This is a genomic window from Pseudomonas sp. Pseusp18, from assembly GCF_059506005.1.
This window is the reverse complement of sequence record NZ_CP169240.1, coordinates 4,269,685-4,285,765: the sequence shown is the minus strand read 5'-3', so window position 1 is coordinate 4,285,765 and position 16,081 is coordinate 4,269,685. Positions and strand designations below refer to the sequence as shown.

The window sequence follows — 16,081 nt, the reverse complement described above, 5'->3', positions numbered from 1 at the left end:
TCAACCCATGCAGCAAGCTCAGGCAGTCAGCCCAGCCTCTCATCAGGCTGCGCAGAACCACCCGTGCTTGAACGTAAATATTGAGCCTGAAGAGAATTTTTTTTATGCAAGAGTGCAAAATTCCCCTTGAGTCGGCATCGATTTGTTCGCTGCTTCCGAACAACAACACCCATGACGCGTGGCCACAATTCGGTCGAGGGCCGACGGTTGAGCCTGAGTATCTTCTGATCCATCACGCCGTCGAGGCGCAAGCCGCCGCCAGACCTCAGGGCATTGCCGCCCATTGTGAGGGCGAAACCATCAGCTATGGTGAGCTGAACCGGCAGGCCAACCGACTGGCCACGCTGTTGCGTCAGCAGGGCGTCGCCCCGGGTGATCACGTGGCCTTGTTTGTGGAGCGTTCGATCCCGATGCTGGTGGGAATGTTGGCCGCATTGAAAGTGGGTGCTGCCTACATCCCTCAGCACGTAGGGATTACTCCCGCCGCGCAATTGCGCCACATCATGGACGTGGCCTCGACGCGAGTGGTGCTGACACTGTCGAGCCTCGAGTCGCGAATTCCTCTGACGTCGCAGCAACACTGCACTTGCCTCGATGAGTTCATGGAGGTTGCGTCAACACCCGCTGATGACCTGAATGTGGCCTGTTCGCTGTCATCGAGCCCGGATCGATTGTGCTTCGTGCTATTCACCTCCGGCACCACCGGCCTGCCCAATGGGGTTCGGGTGACCCATCGCAATGTGTGCAATATTTTGCTGACAGCCCCTGGCAATCTCGGCATGCGGCCTGGGCTCAAGGTCGGACAGATACTTAACATCGCCTTTGACATGGCGGCCTGGGAAATACTCGGGTGTCTGGCTCATGGTGCGACCTTGATGATCCGTGGCAAGGACATCGCCCAGACGGCCGAACAATGCGATGTGCTGATCGCTACGCCTTCGATACTCGGCACACTCGATCCATTGCGGTGTCAGCAAGTCAAGGTAGTGGCCCTTGCCGGGGAGCCATGCCCGCAGCCCCTGGCTGATCGCTGGTCCTCGTTCTGCACTTTTTACAATGCCTGCGGCCCGACCGAAACCACGATCGTCAACACCATGCAGCATTACAGGGGCGCAGGTGCATTGACGATCGGCAAACCCACGCCCAACAACACGGTGTACGTGCTGGATGAGGCGGGCCAGCTCTGTCAGGCGGGTGAGCAAGGTGAGATGTGGGCGGGTGGCGACTGTGTGACCGCCGGTTATTTGAGTAACCCGACGCTGACCGCCGAACGCTATCGGCCCGATCCGTTTCTGGGGCAGGGCCGGATGATGTTTCGCACACGTGATCTGGGGCGTTGGACAGCGAACGGCGAACTGGAACACCTGGGACGTGTCGATGACCAGGTCAAGGTCAGAGGGTTTCGGGTGGAGCTTGACTCTGTTTCTACGGTTCTGGAGTCATCTGATCGCTGCGAGCGGGCGGTCACGTTGAAACTCGACAGTCGCCATCTGGTGGCCTTCGTCTATCCCGTTACCACGGACATCGATGATGCAAGACGGCGCTGTGAAGAGCGGCTTGCCTATTATTGCGTCCCTTCGCTGATCCTCGCCGTGGAGCACATTCCGCTGACCTCACGCGGCAAGGTCGACAAACGCTTGCTGCTGGAGTGGGCGATGACGCACCAGGCTGACGCGACGACCCGGCAAGGGGTGAGCGCATGAAGGGGGGGAATCCGGATACCGCACTGCCGGTCAAGCGCGTACTGTGGCGGCGATTGGGGACGTTGCCGATATTTTCGCATTACAACCGCCTGCTAGCCCTGGTGCTTGCACTCAATATCGCGGCACTGGCGCATGGGTTGACCGCCGGGCAGTGGTGGACATCCACGGGGATAGTCCTTGAGGCGCTGTCGGGATTGGTGGTGGCGAATCTGTCGCTGGCGATTTTGATTCGCCAGCAGTACATCATCAATCTGCTGTTCTGGCTGGCAACCCGGGCGCCCACTTCCTGGCCGCTTGCGATACGCCGCTCACTGGCCAAGGTTTACCACTTCGGCGGCTTGCACAGTGGCGGGGCGCTGGCGGCGATTGGCTGGTTCGCGGTGTTGATCGGCTCCCTGGCCTGGCATTGGACTGAAAGCTTGGGCGGCGTTTCCCTGGCGCTGCTCGGGGTGAGCACCGGGTTACTGGGGATCTTGCTGCTGGTGGCCGTCATGGCTCACCCGCGGATTCGCGGGCGTTTTCACAACGGCTTCGAGCGAATGCACCGCTTTGGTGGGTGGACCGCACTTGCCCTGTTCTGGGTATGGAGCGTTCTGTTTACCCGGGACCAGAGCCCGCAGGCCTCCGTGAGCGAGGCGCTGTCGACGTCGGTGGCATTCTGGATGCTGATTGTGTTGACGTTCAGCATCGCCTTGCCATGGTTTCGTCTGCGCAAAGTACCGGTGCAACTGATCAGGCCTTCTTCTCATGCGGTAATAGCCCGTTTTGACCATGTCACGCCGTTTGCCGGCTCCTCCAACGCCATCAGTCTCAACCCGCTGATGGAGTGGCATTCCTTTGCCAATATTCCCGCACCGGGTGAAGCGGGTTTTCGCCTGATCATTTCCCGGGCAGGTGATTGGACCGGCGAGTTCATCGAGCAAATGCCGACGCATGTCTGGGTCAAAGGCATTACCACCGCTGGCGTGGCGCACATCGAAACCCTGTTCAAATCGGTGGTGTACATCGCCACGGGCAGCGGCATCGGCCCGGTGTTGCCCCATTTGTTGGCCAGGCAAGTACCGATACGGCTGGTCTGGTCGACCCGCAGCCCGCGAAAAACCTACGGTGACGAACTGGTGGAAGAGATCCTGCGGGCCAATCCTGATGCCTTGATCTGGGACACCGATGTGCTCGGCAAGCCAGACCTTGTGCAACTGGCTTATGACGCGGTTCGCTCGTTCGGTGCCGAGGCGGTGATCTGCATTTCGAACCAGACGCTCACCCAGCGAGTGGTTGAGGAAATGGAAGGGCGGGGCATTCCGGCGTATGGCGCAATCTGGGATTCCTGAAGTGTGCCAAGAGCGTTTTGTCATTCAAACATTTCACATCTATTTAATGAGATCACCATGCACACATTGATCGAACGTCATGATCGAGTCGTATTGATTCGTCTTAATCGCCCGCAGGCCAGGAATGCTTTGAGTTCGGCCCTGATGCGCGAACTACTGGACACGTTGCAACGGTTGGACCGCGACCCCGGAGTCGGCTGTTTCGTGATCACCGGGACGGCAGATTTTTTTGCGGCTGGCGCCGACATCAAGGAGATGTACGGAAAGTCTTACCTGGACATGGTCCATGAGGATTATTTCGCCGATTGGGAAGCCTTTGCCGCGTTACGTACGCCCAAGCTGGCCGCTGTTGCCGGTTATGCATACGGTGGTGGCTGTGAGTTGGCCATGATGTGCGATCTGATCTTTGCTGCGGATAACGCTCGTTTTGGCCAACCGGAAATCAGGTTGGGAGTGATGCCTGGAATGGGCGGGACCCAACGTCTCACACGCCTGATAGGCAAGTCGAAGGCCATGGACATGATTTTGACCGGACGCTCGATGTCGGCCGAAGAGGCCGAGCGGGCAGGGTTGGTGTCGCGGGTAATCGTTGCCAGCGATCTGCTGGAGCAATCCTTGGCCGCAGCGCAGATCATTGCCGGTTTCGCTAAAACCGCCACACTCGCTGCGCGCGAGTCAGTGGACCGGGCGCTGGAGTCAGGGCTGCGTGAGGGCCTTCTTTTCGAGCGAAGAGTGTTTCATGGTTTGTTTGCCACGGAGGGGCAACAGGAAGGTATGCAGGCTTTTTTGCAGAAGCGTGAGCCGAGTTTTAACCCGGTTTGACCAACCTTGAGGATTCGTCGCTAGCGGTGCTTTGAAAGAAACTACAGTTCAGGGGGAATAATCCTACGTGACGTTCGTCTCATAGCTCTTTCCCCCTGTGGCCTACGGCCCCGGAGACTTTCATGGTTGATCGCTCATCTACATCAGGGCCATCTCGGCCGCCCCTGAGCACCGCGAGCCTGACGTTGCGCCTGACCGGCATTGCCGTGGTGGTCGCCGCGCTGGCCGGGGCTTTTGCCTACGTCAACGGCACACTCGACCCACAGCGCCTGACGCCGAAAGCGTTGATCAATGTGCTGGAGAAAAACAACGGCGTGCACCCGGGGTTCCGTCGTAACCACGCCAAAGGGGTGTGCGTGATCGGGCATTTCGAGAGCAGCGGCCAGGTGCGCGAGTATTCCAGCGCCCAAGTGTTCAATGAAGCGCGGACCCCGGTGGTCGGGCGTTTCGCGCTGCCTGCCGGCAACCCTTACGCGCCGGACAACAGCGTGCCGATCCGCAGCCTGGCGTTGCGCTTTACCCAGGCCAACGGTCAGCAGTGGCGCACCGGGATGAACAGCATGCCGGTGTTCCCGGTGGGCACGCCCGAGGCGTTCTATCAGCTGCAACAGGCGCAGTCACCGGACCCGGCCACCGGCAAACCGAACCCTGCGGCGGTGCCGGCGTTCTTCGGTTCTCACCCGGAAACCGCGCCGTTTCTTGCCTGGATCAAGACCGCCAAACCTTCTGCCAGTTATGCGACCGAGACGTATAACAGCGTCAATGCGTTTTACCTGGTGAACGCAGCGGGGCAGCGGCAAGCGGTGCGTTGGAGCATGACCCCGGTTGCTCAGGATGGGGCGGGCGCGACGGCACCGGAGGGCGCTGACTTTCTGGAGAAGGATCTGGTTCAGCGTTTGTCCGCAGGACCGCTGCGTTGGCAGTTGAACATTACCCTGGCGAACTCTGGGGACCCGGTCAACGACGCGAGCAAGGCCTGGCCCAGCGACCGAAAAGTTGTGAACGCCGGCACTCTGGTGCTCGAAAGCACCCAGCCGCAACTCAATGGCGAGTGCCGCGACATCAACTACGACCCACTGGTATTGCCCAGCGGTATCGAAGGTTCCGACGACCCGTTGCTCGCCGCTCGTTCAGCGGGTTACGCCAGTTCCTATCTGCGTCGCACCAGCGAAGTAAATCAATTGCCCAACGCCAAACAGGAGTCTCGACAATGAGCGCTCAACCGAATCATTTCGCACCCCTGGCGCGACTGCTGCACTGGCTGATGGCGTTGATGATCATCGCGATGTTGTTTATTGGAGCGGGCATGGTGGCCTCGGTGTCCGAGCGCCATGAGTGGTTGATCCACCTGCACAAGCCTTTGGGCATTGCGATTCTGTTGTTGGTGGTTGTGCGTCTGGCCGTGCGTTTTTCGACCCGGCAACCACCGCTGCCGACGAACCTGCCGGGTTGGCAGGTGCTCGCGGCGAAGGCTTCGCATGTCTTGCTGTACGCCTTGATGCTGATTTTGCCGCTGCTGGGCTGGGCGATGATTTCGGCGGCTGGCGATCCGGTGATGCTCAGCAGCTCGTTGCAACTGCCGTCGATCCTGCCGGCGAATGCGCAGGTGTTTGCATTCCTGCGCAAGGCACATAGGTATCTGGCGTATCTACTGTTCCTGACCGTGCTGCTGCACCTGGCGGCGGCGTTGTTTCACAGTTGGGTGCGCCGCGATGAGGTGCTGGACAGCATGTTGCGGGGCAGGGACCGTGGATGAGTCGGGGGACTGCCGATAACTGTGGCGAGGGGGCTTGCCCCCGTTGGGCTGCAACGCAGCCCCAAATGCGGTTGGTCAGACGCTCCTGCGTCTGATCGATTTACGACTGCTGCGCAGCCGAGCGGGAGCAAGCTCCCTCGCCACAGGTGTTGGGTGTTTTGGCGGCGAGCGTCAGCCACCAATAGATCAACGCTACGGCGTTGATGCCCGCACCCAGCCAGCACACCGCGATCCAGCCGCCCCAGGCATACATCGCCGTCGAACCGATCGAGCCCAAGGCGCTGCCGATCGAATAGAACAGCATGTAGCCGGCGGTGAGTCGGCTTTGCGCTTCGGGGCGCACGCTGTAGATCATGCTCTGGCTGGTGACATGGACGGCCTGCAAACCCAGATCCAGCGTAATCACCCCGAGCAGCAGCGCCCACAGCGAGGACTGAGTGAGGGCGATGGGCAGCCATGAGGCGAGCATCAGCAACAACGACAGTCCGCTGGTCCATTGACCCAGGCCACGATCGGCCAGATGCCCGGCGCGAGCCGCGGCCAGTGCGCCGGCAGCCCCGGCCAGCCCGAACAGCCCGATTTCGGTGTGGGACAGTGAAAGCGGCGGGGCGCTCAACGGCAATACCAAAGGGGTCCACAGCACCATGGCACTGGCGAACGTCAGCAGGGCAAGGATGGCCCGTTGACGCAACACCGGTTCTTCCTTGAACAACGTGAAGACTGAGCCGATCAGCGCGCCGTAAGCGCTATTCGGTCGCGCGTCTTCGTGCCTGGGCAGCACACGAAACAACAGCAGCGCCATCACCAGGGTCAACCCGGCGGACAACAGATAAATCGAGCGCCAACCAGCCAGGTCGGCCATGCCGCCGGCTACCGTTCGTGCCAATAGAATGCCGACGACAATGCCGCTGGTGATCACGCCTACCACACGTCCACGTTGCGCCGGGATGGCCAGCGTCGCGGCGTAGGCCACCAGGACTTGCGTCACGACCGCCAGTAGCCCGGTCAGCGCCATGCCGAGCAACAGCCAGGTGCTGCTCGGCGCTAACGCGATCATCAACAAGGCCAGTGCCGACAGCAGGGTTTGCAAGACGATCAATCGGCGACGGTTGAGCAGATCTCCCAGAGGGACCAGCAACAACAGGCCCACGCCATAACCGATCTGAGTGAGGGTGATGACGATACCGATGGTTGCCGGGTCCATGGCGAAGGCTTCGGCCATGGCATCGAGCAATGGTTGTGCGTAATACACATTGCCGACGGCCAGGCCGCAGGCGACGGCAAACAGCAGCACCACGGCGCCGCTTAACGGGTGGTCAGGTTTCATCACAGGCTTCCTTGTGTGGTTTCAATATAAAACCAGTTGTACGGTAAGGAGTCTGGTTTTATATTGCAACCACATTGGTTGCCGGCGGACGCGGTCATGGTTAAACGTACAAGCATGGAAGGCGCCGAATGCCCGGTCGCCCGTTCACTGGATGCGATTGGGGATTGGTGGTCGCTATTGATCGTGCGCGATGCGTTCGATGGCCTGCGACGCTTCGGTGAGTTCCAGCGCAATCTGGGCATGGCCAAGAACATTCTTTCGGCACGCCTGCGCACATTAGTGGCCCACGGGATTTTCGATCTGGTGCCGGCGTCGGATGGCAGCGCGTATCAGGAATATGTGCTGACGGAGAAGGGCCAAGGCTTGTTCCCGTTAATCATCGGGTTGCGGCAGTGGGGCGAGGCGTTTTTCTATGAGGTGGGGGAGGCGCATTCGCGGGTTGTCGATCGTGAGAACGGTCGACCGGTGCGGCCGCTGGAATTGCGCGCCGAGGATGGGCGGCTGTTGGGGCCCCAGGATTGTGTGCGGGTTCCGGTTGAGTAAAAGATCAAAAGATCAAAAGATCAAAAGATCGCAGCCTGCGGCAGCTCCTACACTGCGATCTTTTGATCTCAAATAATCAACGCAGGGTATCGACCATGTCGGCAATGGTCGTCAGCACATCCTTGCCCAACTGCTTCGAGCGCTTACCAGACCAGCCAGTCAGCGCATTCGGCGCGTCGTTGTTGTCCTTGAAGGGCATTTCAATGGTAAAGGACAGGCAATCGAATTTCTGACCGACGCTGTTGCAGGCCAGGGTCATGTTAGCTTTGCCCGGTTCGTCGCGGGTGTAGCCGTGTTTGGTCTGAAAGTCCTTGGTCAGGTGCTTCAGATGGCTGCGGAAGCGCTCTTCGAGTTTTTCGATCCGCGGTGTATAGCCGGGGTTGCCTTCGCAACCGGCGGTGAACACGTAGGGAATTTCTTCATCGCCATGGATGTCGAGGAACAGGTCGACGCCATACTTTTCCATTTGCTGCTGAACGAACAGCACTTCCGGGCTGATTTCCTGGCTGGCGTTCTGCCAGGCGCGATTCAGGTCCTGGCCCATGGCATTGGTGCGCAAATGACCGTGGAAGGCGCCGTCCGGGTTCATGTTCGGCACCAGGTACAGGTCGGCGCTGGCCAGGAGCTTATTCAGTACCGGATCGTCGTGTTTCTCCAGACGCTCGATCACGCCTTCCATGAACCATTCGGCCATGTGTTCGCCGGGGTGTTGCTGGGCGATGATCCAGACCTTGCGCTGACCTTCGGCGCCAGTCCCTTTGCGCAACAACTGGATGTCACGACCTTCAACGCTCTTGCCGGTGGCCAACAGTTCGGTGCCAGCCTTGGTCTGTGCCTGTTCGATCAGCCAGTCGTGACGGCCACGGCTGTAGGGTTCGAAGTAGGCGAACCAGGCATGGGTGGCAGTGGCTTCAAGGCTGAAACGCAGGCAGTCGCCTTCGAAGATGGTCGGCACCCGGAACCAGTTGACGTGGTCGTAGGACGCCACCGCCTGATAACCATCCCAGGCCTTGTTGTATGAGGACTTGCTGGCGTTGTTCAGACGAAACCAATGCTCCTGACCAACATGCAGGCCGCTGGCCTTGAAATGGAACCACTGGAAATGCTGGCTGCGAGTGTCTGGCCTGATGGCCAGCAATGCTTGCAGAGGATTGCTGATGTCCAGCACATCAATGTTGCCGCTGTCGAAGTTAGCGCTGATGTCGAAAGAAGATTTAGCCCCGGCCATAATCAATTCCTGAATACGATTTTTATGGCTGCTACTTTACACGCAAGAGGGGGAGAAACCGGGGGAAATTACGGGGGTGTAGAAGGGGGGGCGTCCTCCTTGACGCCGATGCAGCTTAGAGACTGCGCAATTGATTCTCAAGTGCTATTTTTCGTTAGTTTGGCCCAGTGCTGCCGGGCTTCTCTTGGCAGTAGATATTCTTTTGATATCATCCGCGCCAATCGAATTTTGCAGCACCTACAGACTTCATTAGCCTGAAGCCAAAGCCAGATGAACTGGCAAAAAAAAGACCCGGCAAAAAGCCGGGTCAAAAACCGTGATTAGCCTGATGAGGAGATAGTCCAGGAGTCCGACCTAAGGTCTCTTGGTCTATCGACTGATCTCGCGACCAGCTGATGCAATAATAATCATTATCATTTGCAAGTCAAATGTTTCTACCTGCGCGATTGGAAAAATTTTCTTGTCCTCCTCCAATACGCTCCCGCCTCAATTGTTCTGATTGCCCTCCAGGGCCCGGTCGACCATCGCCTTGGCCATGTCGATCATGTGCACCGTCGAAAACGCCAGATCCCGGCTTGCGCCCTGCAGCTGGTTGGCTGACTCATGCGCGGTGGCAACGGCGCACCGCAGCAGATCCGAAGCATGGACCAGCGCCTCTTCGCTGCTGATGTTACGGTTCACATCAAAGAAGCGTTCTTCGCTGGCCGCTTCTGACACAGCTGGTTTCAAGTAATAGTCCAGTGCCCGCTGCGCGGCGGCAGAGCCTTTTGGCGAGGTGAGGCTGGTGTCGATTTGCATGTCGGGCAGGGTATTGCTGGGGATGGTCATGACGATGGCGAGCTCCGTGAGAAATTCAAATCCGTGAGCCCAGCTTAGTACGTACTGTATTTGTGTCTTCAGTTTTAATACTACAATTTGTGTTTTGATGGTCGGAGTACCCCACGTATCGTGCCGCACATGGATAAATGGATTGAATTGGTCAAGGCCAAAATGAGTGAACTCAAAGTCACTCAGGAAATACTCGCCGAGCGCATCGGGATGTCCCAGGGTGGCGTCGGCCACTGGCTCAATAAACGTCGTCAGCCCGGCATCGCAGAGATGAATCGTGTCTTGCGGGCGCTCGGCATGGACTATCTGGAAGTGGCGATGGTGATCAGGGAGCCGCTGCCCTCAGAGGATGAGGAGATCTGTCTGACGCAAAAGTACAACCCGTACTTTCGCTACCCGGTCAGCGACTGGCGGGAAACCGGGGAGGTGCGCGACGGAGAGCTATCGACCTACGGCAACTCGCTGGCTGTCAGCAAGCCACGTTTCGAGCTGTCCGATTACCACGCACAGGGCGCGGCGTTCTGGCTGGTGGTGGTCGGCGATGCGATGACGGCACCCACGGGTGCGAGCATTGCCGAGGGCATGCTGATTCTGGTCGACCCGGCTATCGTGCCGGAGCCTGGCAAACTGGTGATCGCTCAATGGCCCGGCAGTGCCGAGGCAGTTTTTCGCAAGCTGATCGAAGAGGGCGGGCAGCGTTACCTGGTCCCGCTCAATCCGACCTATCCGAAAGCCCTTTACACCGAGGAATGCCGAATCATCGGCGTGGTGGTTCAGGCGACTGCCAAATTCTAATCGGATCGGTCCTCGCAACGCGTAGGACCGATCTTCATTTCACGCTTGTTCCAACTCCACCAATGCACTGCCTTCGCTGACCATTTCGCCTTCCTGGCAATACAACGCCTTGATTACCCCGGTGTGGGGCGCACGAATGCTGTGCTCCATCTTCATGGCTTCCAGCACCACCAGTTGTGCCCCGGCTTCGACCGTTTGCCCAGCCTCCACCAACACCCGCACGATGCTGCCGTTCATGGGCGCGGTGAGCCCGCCCTGATGGCTGTGACTGGCTTCGACGGCGCCGATCGGGTCAAACGACTCGATGCGGCGCAACTCGCCGTCCCATTGCAGATACAGTGCATCGCCACGCCGGATGGCCCGGTGCTGACGGCGCAAACCGCTGTGCTCGGTCAGCAGGTATTCACCCTTGAGCCGTGCGGTATGCATGTCGGCATTGCCCAGGGTCAGCGCCCGGTCTTGCCCTTCGCAACTCAAATGCAGGGTGATTTCTGTCGGCAACCCGGCACGGAAACCATTGTTGAAGGCCCACGGCGAACTCGGATCATCGGCGCGCAACACAGACGGCTGACTTTGCGCAAACGCCTGGGCCGCCGCTTGCCAGAACTCATCACTGAGCGGCGAAGGTGCTGGCAGCAGTTGTTCCTGATAACGCGGAATGAAACCGGTATCCAGTTCGGCGGCGGCAAACGCCGGGTGGGCGATGATCCGGTGCAGGAAGTTGATGTTGGTCTTCAGCCCGCCAATGGCAAACTCCTCGAGCATGCTCAGCAATCGCAGCCGCGCCTGTTCACGGTCTTCGCCCCAGGCAATCAGCTTGCCGAGCATCGGGTCGTAGAACGGCGAAATCTCGTCGCCTTCTTCGACGCCACTGTCCACACGACGCCCCGGCCCTTCGGCGGATTCGCGGTACAACGCCAGGCGCCCGGTGGCCGGCAGAAAATCGTTGCCAGGGTCTTCGGCATACAGCCGTACTTCGATCGCATGGCCGATCAGCGGCACCTGATCCTGTGTCATCGGCAGCGCTTCGCCGCGGGCTACACGAATCTGCCAGGCCACCAGGTCGAGGCCGGTAATGGCCTCGGTCACCGGGTGTTCGACTTGCAGGCGCGTGTTCATTTCCATGAAGAAGAACTCACCGCGCGCATCCAGCAAAAACTCCACGGTGCCGGCGCCGACATAACCGATCGCTTGAGCCGAACGCACGGCGGCTTCACCCATGGCCCGACGCAGTTCCGGGCTCAGGCCTGGAGCGGGTGCTTCTTCGACGACTTTCTGATGCCGACGCTGAATCGAGCAGTCACGCTCGTTGAGGTACAGACAGTTGCCGTGCTGGTCGGCGAATACCTGGATTTCCACGTGACGTGGCTTGAGCAGGTATTTCTCGACCAGCATCCGTGAATCGCCGAACGACGATTGCGCTTCACGCTGCGCCGAGGCCAGGGCTTCGGCCAGTTGGCTGACGTCCTCGACCACTTTCATACCTTTGCCGCCGCCGCCCGCCGTAGCCTTGAGCAACACCGGATAACCGATGCGTTCGCAGGCATCGCGGAAGGTGTCGAGGTCCTGGGCTTCGCCGTGGTAACCGGGCACCAGCGGCACACCGGCGGTTTCCATCAAGGCTTTGGCCGCAGACTTGCTGCCCATGGCGTCGATGGCCGAGGCGGGCGGGCCGAGGAAGATCAGGCCAGCCGCTTCAATCGCCCGGGCGAACCCGGCGTTTTCCGAGAGAAAACCATAACCGGGATGAATCGCCTGAGCACCGCTGGCTTTCGCGGCGGCGATCAGTTTGTCGATTTGCAGGTAACTGTCGGCGGCTTTGCTACCGCCCAGGTCGACGCGGATATCCGCTTCGCGGCTGTGCCGGGCGTCACGGTCGGTGGCGCTGTGCACGGCCACAGTGGTCAGGCCCAGAGCCTTGGCGGTGCGCATCACCCGGCAGGCGATTTCGCCACGGTTGGCCACCAGCAGGGTGGTGAGAACAGGTGCGCTCATCAACGCGGCTCCTTGAGGGTGATTTCGGCTTGCCAGGTGGGCGAACGTTTTTGCAGGAAGGCGCGCAGGCCTTCCTGGCCTTCCGGGCTGACGCGAATCCGGGCGATGGCATTCTCGGTGTAGCGCCGCAGCGCCGGGGTCAGCGCGCCGTTGCCGACTTCACGCAGCAGATCCTTGCTGGCGCGCATGGCTGCCGGGCTGTTGAGCAGCAGGTTGTCGATCCACTGTTCAAGCTTTTGCTCCAGCTCGGCGACGGGATAGCTCTCCGACAACAGGCCGATTTCCCGAGCCCGTTGCCCGCCGAAACGTTCGGCAGTCAAGGCATAACGCCGCGCCGCGCGCTCGCCGATGGCTTGCACCACGAACGGGCTGATGACCGCTGGCGCCAGGCCGATGCGCACTTCCGACAGGCAGAACTGCGCGTCGTCGGCGCCAATCGCCATGTCGCAGCAACTGATCAGGCCCAGCGCGCCGCCAAACGCCGCGCCCTGCACCACGGCCAGCGTCGGGACTTTCAGTTTGGCGAGGTTGTACATCAACTCCGCCAGTTCCCGGGCGTCATCAAGGTTGGTGTGGTAATCGAGTTCGGCCGATTGCTGCATCCAGGCCAGATCGGCACCGGCGCTGAAATGCTTGCCGCGCCCGCGGATCAGCAGAAAACGCAGGCTGGCATCGCCCGACACTTTGTCCAGCGCGAGGATCAGTTCGCGGATCATTTCGGCGTTGAACGCGTTGTTCTTTTCTTCCCGGCTGAGCCACAGGGTGGCAAAGCCACGCGGGTCGGTCTGCAGCTCGAGGGTGTTGAAGTCGCTCATGGTTTTCTCCAGATCACATCCGGAACACGCCGAAGCGGCTCGGTTCGATGGGTGCGTTCAGCGACGCCGACAAGGCCAGGGCCAACACGTCGCGGGTCTGCGCCGGGTCAATGACGCCGTCGTCCCATAGCCGGGCGCTGGAGTAGTAGGGGTGACCCTGTTCTTCGTACTGATCGAGGATCGGTTGCTTGATCTCGGCTTCCTGCTCGGCGCTGAAACGATGCCCGCTGCGCTCGGTTTGCTCGCGCTTGACCTGCACCAGCACACCCGCCGCCTGTTCGGCGCCCATCACGCCGATCCGCGCGTTCGGCCACATCCACAGGAAGCGTGGATCGTAGGCCCGGCCGCACATGCCGTAGTTACCGGCGCCGAAGCTGCCGCCGATGATCACGGTGAATTTCGGCACCTTGGCACAAGCCACGGCGGTCACCAATTTCGCGCCGTGCTTGGCGATGCCGCCGGCCTCGTATTTCTGGCCGACCATGAACCCGGTGATGTTCTGCAGGAACAGCAACGGAATGCCGCGCTGGCAGGCCAGTTCGATGAAGTGCGCGCCTTTCTGCGCGGCCTCGGCGAAGAGGATGCCGTTGTTGGCGAGGATCGCGATCGGGTAGCCGTGCAGGTGGGCGAAGCCGCACACCAAAGTCGTCCCGAACAGCGCCTTGAACTCATCGAACACCGAGCCGTCCACCAGTCGTGAGATCACTTCGCGCACATCGAACGGTTGCTTGGCGTCGGCCGAGACCACGCCGTACAACTCGTCGCTGCTATACAGCGGCGCGATCGGCGTACGTTGTTGCAGTTCGCCGAGCTTGCGCCAGTTGAGGTTGGCCACACTGCGCCGGGCCAATGCCAGAGCATGTTCATCGCTTTCGGCGTAGTGGTCGGCGACCCCGGAAATCTTGCAGTGCACATCGGCCCCGCCGAGGTCTTCGGCGCTGACCACTTCACCAGTCGCGGCTTTCACCAGCGGTGGGCCGGCGAGGAAGATGGTGGCCTGCTGACGAACCATGATCGCCTCGTCGGCCATCGCCGGAACGTAGGCGCCCCCGGCGGTGCAAGAGCCCATGACCACCGCAATTTGCGGAATGCCCATGGCGCTCATGTTGGCCTGGTTGAAGAAGATCCGCCCGAAGTGCTCACGGTCCGGGAACACTTCATCCTGACGCGGCAGGTTGGCGCCACCGGAGTCCACCAGATAAATGCACGGCAGGCGATTCTGCTGGGCGATGGTTTGTGCGCGCAGGTGTTTTTTCACGGTCAGCGGGTAATACGAGCCGCCTTTCACGGTGGCATCGTTGGCGACGATCATGCATTCGACGCCTTCCACCCGGCCGATCCCGGCAATCACGCCTGCGGCGGGAACGTCTTCGCCGTACACCGCGTAGGCCGCCAGTTGGCTGATCTCGAGAAACGGCGAGCCCGGATCGAGCAGGCGATTGATCCGCTCACGGGGCAGCAATTTACCCCGCGAGGTGTGACGTTCTTGCGCCTTCGGGCCACCACCTTGCTGCACTTGCGCGAGCAGGGTGTGCAGGGCGTCGACCTGTTTGAGCATCGCCGCGCTGTTGGCCGCGAACTCCGCCGAACGGGGGTTGAGCTGGGTATGCAGGATAGCCATGGACAGCTCCGTTTAGCGGGTTTCGTTGAACAGTTCGCGACCGATCAGCATGCGACGGATCTCACTGGTGCCGGCGCCGATTTCGTACAGCTTGGCGTCACGCAGCAGACGACCGGCCGGGAATTCGTTGATGTAGCCGTTGCCGCCGAGAATCTGGATCGCGTCGAGGGCCATTTGCGTGGCACGCTCGGCACTGTAGAGGATCACCCCGGCGGCGTCTTTGCGGGTGGTTTCGCCGCGCTCGCAGGCCTGGGCCACCGCATACAGGTAGGCGCGGCTGGCGTTGAGTTGGGTATACATGTCGGCGACTTTGCCCTGGATCAGCTGGAATTCGCCGATGCTCTGGCCGAACTGTTTGCGGTCGTGGATGTACGGCACGATCAGGTCCATGCAAGCTTGCATGATCCCGGTCGGGCCGCCAGAAAGCACCACGCGCTCATAGTCGAGGCCGCTCATCAGCACTTTCACGCCGCCATTGAGTACGCCGAGGATATTTTCTTCCGGCACTTCGACGTCATCGAAGAACAGCTCGCAGGTGTTCGAGCCGCGCATGCCGAGCTTGTCGAATTTGTTGCTGCGGCTGAAACCTTTCCAGTCGCGTTCGACGATGAACGCGGTGATGCCATGCGGGCCTTTTTCCAGGTCGGTCTTGGCGTAGATCACGTAGGTGTTGGCGTCAGGACCGTTGGTGATCCAGGTCTTGCTGCCGTTGAGTACGTAGTGATCGCCGCGTTTGTCGGCGCGCAGCTTCATCGAGACCACGTCGGAACCGGCGTTAGGCTCGCTCATGGCCAGGGCACCGATGTGTTCGCCGCTGATCAGTTTCGGCAGGTATTTGCTTTTCTGTTCGTGAGTGCCGTTGCGGTTGATCTGGTTGACGCAGAGGTTGGAGTGCGCGCCGTAGGACAGGGCGACCGACGCCGAACCACGGCTGATTTCTTCCATGGCGACCACGTGCGCCAGATAACCCAGGCCGGCGCCGCCGTACTCTTCCGGCACGGTGATGCCCAGCAGGCCCATGTCGCCGAATTTACGCCACAGGTCGGCCGGGAACAGGTTGTCGATGTCGATCTGAGCGGCGCGCGGGGCGATCTCTTTGGCGACGAAGGACTGAACCTGATCGCGCAGCATGTCGATGGTTTCACCGAGGGCAAAGTTCAGGGATGGGTAGCTCATGGGGCACCTTTTGGCTTTTTTGTAGGGTGGGGAGGGCAGTGATTCAGCTCTCACCTTTACGTTAACGTAAGCCTGTGACGAATGGCTGTCAATCACCCTTTACGTTAACGTCAACTTGAGCGAGAGTAGAGCCAGTTCTGA

General features: G+C 60.2%; 14 protein-coding genes. 7 read left to right on the top strand and 7 right to left on the bottom strand.

Annotated elements, in window-relative coordinates; genetic code table 11:
- Window positions 1–104 precede the first annotated feature (104 nt).
- The 5 genes from ACEN9A_RS19140 (at window position 105) to ACEN9A_RS19120 (ending at window position 5,612) form a co-directional block, all read left to right on the top strand.
- Window positions 105–1,703 (top strand): amino acid adenylation domain-containing protein, encoded by a 1,599-nt coding sequence (locus tag ACEN9A_RS19140; protein ID WP_258669615.1) that lies wholly within the window; start codon window positions 105–107, stop codon window positions 1,701–1,703.
- Complete coding sequence (locus ACEN9A_RS19135) at window positions 1,700–3,034, top strand: ferredoxin reductase domain-containing protein (RefSeq protein ID WP_258669612.1); 1,335 nt, start codon at window positions 1,700–1,702, stop codon at window positions 3,032–3,034. The genes ACEN9A_RS19140 and ACEN9A_RS19135 overlap by 4 nt, the downstream gene beginning before the upstream one ends.
- A 57-nt stretch (window positions 3,035–3,091) precedes the next feature.
- On the top strand, window positions 3,092–3,856 hold the full coding sequence (locus tag ACEN9A_RS19130) for an enoyl-CoA hydratase-related protein (RefSeq protein WP_309475218.1): 765 nt from the start codon (window positions 3,092–3,094) through the stop codon (window positions 3,854–3,856).
- A 122-nt stretch (window positions 3,857–3,978) separates the two neighbouring features.
- Entirely contained in the window at window positions 3,979–5,070 is a 1,092-nt protein-coding gene (locus ACEN9A_RS19125) for a catalase family peroxidase (protein ID WP_258669609.1), read from the top strand.
- Window positions 5,067–5,612: a cytochrome b gene (locus ACEN9A_RS19120; protein ID WP_258669605.1), complete on the top strand. Its 546-nt coding sequence runs from the start codon at window positions 5,067–5,069 to the stop codon at window positions 5,610–5,612. Before ACEN9A_RS19125 ends, ACEN9A_RS19120 begins: the two co-directional genes overlap by 4 nt.
- Window positions 5,613–5,712: 100 nt before the next feature.
- Here ACEN9A_RS19120 and ACEN9A_RS19115 read toward each other — a convergent pair whose 3' ends face one another.
- A complete protein-coding gene (locus ACEN9A_RS19115) occupies window positions 5,713–6,939 on the bottom strand; it encodes an MFS transporter (protein WP_258669602.1) in 1,227 nt (408 codons plus the stop codon).
- Between the two features lie 96 nt (window positions 6,940–7,035).
- On the opposite strand from ACEN9A_RS19115, the gene ACEN9A_RS19110 reads away from it, so the two are divergent.
- On the top strand, window positions 7,036–7,482 hold the full coding sequence (locus tag ACEN9A_RS19110) for a winged helix-turn-helix transcriptional regulator (protein WP_258669597.1): 447 nt from the start codon (window positions 7,036–7,038) through the stop codon (window positions 7,480–7,482).
- 76 nt (window positions 7,483–7,558) lie between these two features.
- On the opposite strand, the gene ACEN9A_RS19105 is transcribed toward ACEN9A_RS19110, so the two are convergent.
- Both ACEN9A_RS19105 and ACEN9A_RS19100 read right to left on the bottom strand, forming a co-directional pair.
- Window positions 7,559–8,710 carry a M14 family metallopeptidase gene (locus tag ACEN9A_RS19105; RefSeq protein WP_019580037.1) on the bottom strand — a complete coding sequence of 384 codons (1,152 nt, stop codon included), beginning with the start codon at window positions 8,708–8,710 and terminating at the stop codon, window positions 7,559–7,561.
- A 486-nt stretch (window positions 8,711–9,196) separates the two neighbouring features.
- Window positions 9,197–9,538, bottom strand: coding sequence for a DUF6124 family protein (locus ACEN9A_RS19100; protein ID WP_019580038.1), 342 nt, complete (start codon window positions 9,536–9,538; stop codon window positions 9,197–9,199).
- Window positions 9,539–9,667: 129 nt separating this feature from the next.
- Here ACEN9A_RS19100 and ACEN9A_RS19095 point away from each other — a divergent pair, with 129 nt between their 5' ends.
- The gene (locus tag ACEN9A_RS19095) at window positions 9,668–10,333 is read left to right on the top strand and encodes a LexA family protein (RefSeq protein ID WP_258669590.1); all 666 of its coding nucleotides are present in this window, start codon (window positions 9,668–9,670) and stop codon (window positions 10,331–10,333) included.
- Window positions 10,334–10,372: 39 nt separating this feature from the next.
- Here the strand turns inward: ACEN9A_RS19095 and ACEN9A_RS19090 are convergent, their stop codons facing one another.
- The 4 genes from ACEN9A_RS19090 to ACEN9A_RS19075 are packed head-to-tail and all read right to left on the bottom strand — an operon-like array spanning window position 10,373 to window position 15,940.
- A complete protein-coding gene (locus tag ACEN9A_RS19090) occupies window positions 10,373–12,328 on the bottom strand; it encodes an acetyl/propionyl/methylcrotonyl-CoA carboxylase subunit alpha (protein WP_258669577.1) in 1,956 nt (651 codons plus the stop codon).
- Window positions 12,328–13,143, bottom strand: coding sequence for a gamma-carboxygeranoyl-CoA hydratase (locus tag ACEN9A_RS19085; protein ID WP_258669574.1), 816 nt, complete (start codon window positions 13,141–13,143; stop codon window positions 12,328–12,330). The genes ACEN9A_RS19090 and ACEN9A_RS19085 overlap by 1 nt, the downstream gene beginning before the upstream one ends.
- Window positions 13,144–13,156: 13 nt before the next feature.
- Entirely contained in the window at window positions 13,157–14,764 is a 1,608-nt protein-coding gene (locus ACEN9A_RS19080; RefSeq protein WP_018925459.1) for a carboxyl transferase domain-containing protein, read from the bottom strand.
- A 12-nt stretch (window positions 14,765–14,776) separates the two neighbouring features.
- Window positions 14,777–15,940, bottom strand: coding sequence for an isovaleryl-CoA dehydrogenase (locus ACEN9A_RS19075; protein WP_007940933.1), 1,164 nt, complete (start codon window positions 15,938–15,940; stop codon window positions 14,777–14,779).
- Window positions 15,941–16,081 lie beyond the last annotated feature (141 nt).

Coding starts and splice junctions, on each gene's coding strand:
- ACEN9A_RS19140 (WP_258669615.1), top strand. CDS start 105: ATGCAAGAGTGCAAAATTCCCCTTGAGTCGGCATCGATTTGTTCGCTG.
- ACEN9A_RS19135 (WP_258669612.1), top strand. CDS start 1,700: ATGAAGGGGGGGAATCCGGATACCGCACTGCCGGTCAAGCGCGTACTG.
- ACEN9A_RS19130 (WP_309475218.1), top strand. CDS start 3,092: ATGCACACATTGATCGAACGTCATGATCGAGTCGTATTGATTCGTCTT.
- ACEN9A_RS19125 (WP_258669609.1), top strand. CDS start 3,979: ATGGTTGATCGCTCATCTACATCAGGGCCATCTCGGCCGCCCCTGAGC.
- ACEN9A_RS19120 (WP_258669605.1), top strand. CDS start 5,067: ATGAGCGCTCAACCGAATCATTTCGCACCCCTGGCGCGACTGCTGCAC.
- ACEN9A_RS19115 (WP_258669602.1), bottom strand. CDS start 6,939: ATGAAACCTGACCACCCGTTAAGCGGCGCCGTGGTGCTGCTGTTTGCC.
- ACEN9A_RS19110 (WP_258669597.1), top strand. CDS start 7,036: ATGGTTAAACGTACAAGCATGGAAGGCGCCGAATGCCCGGTCGCCCGT.
- ACEN9A_RS19105 (WP_019580037.1), bottom strand. CDS start 8,710: ATGGCCGGGGCTAAATCTTCTTTCGACATCAGCGCTAACTTCGACAGC.
- ACEN9A_RS19100 (WP_019580038.1), bottom strand. CDS start 9,538: ATGACCATCCCCAGCAATACCCTGCCCGACATGCAAATCGACACCAGC.
- ACEN9A_RS19095 (WP_258669590.1), top strand. CDS start 9,668: ATGGATAAATGGATTGAATTGGTCAAGGCCAAAATGAGTGAACTCAAA.
- ACEN9A_RS19090 (WP_258669577.1), bottom strand. CDS start 12,328: ATGAGCGCACCTGTTCTCACCACCCTGCTGGTGGCCAACCGTGGCGAA.
- ACEN9A_RS19085 (WP_258669574.1), bottom strand. CDS start 13,143: ATGAGCGACTTCAACACCCTCGAGCTGCAGACCGACCCGCGTGGCTTT.
- ACEN9A_RS19080 (WP_018925459.1), bottom strand. CDS start 14,764: ATGGCTATCCTGCATACCCAGCTCAACCCCCGTTCGGCGGAGTTCGCG.
- ACEN9A_RS19075 (WP_007940933.1), bottom strand. CDS start 15,940: ATGAGCTACCCATCCCTGAACTTTGCCCTCGGTGAAACCATCGACATG.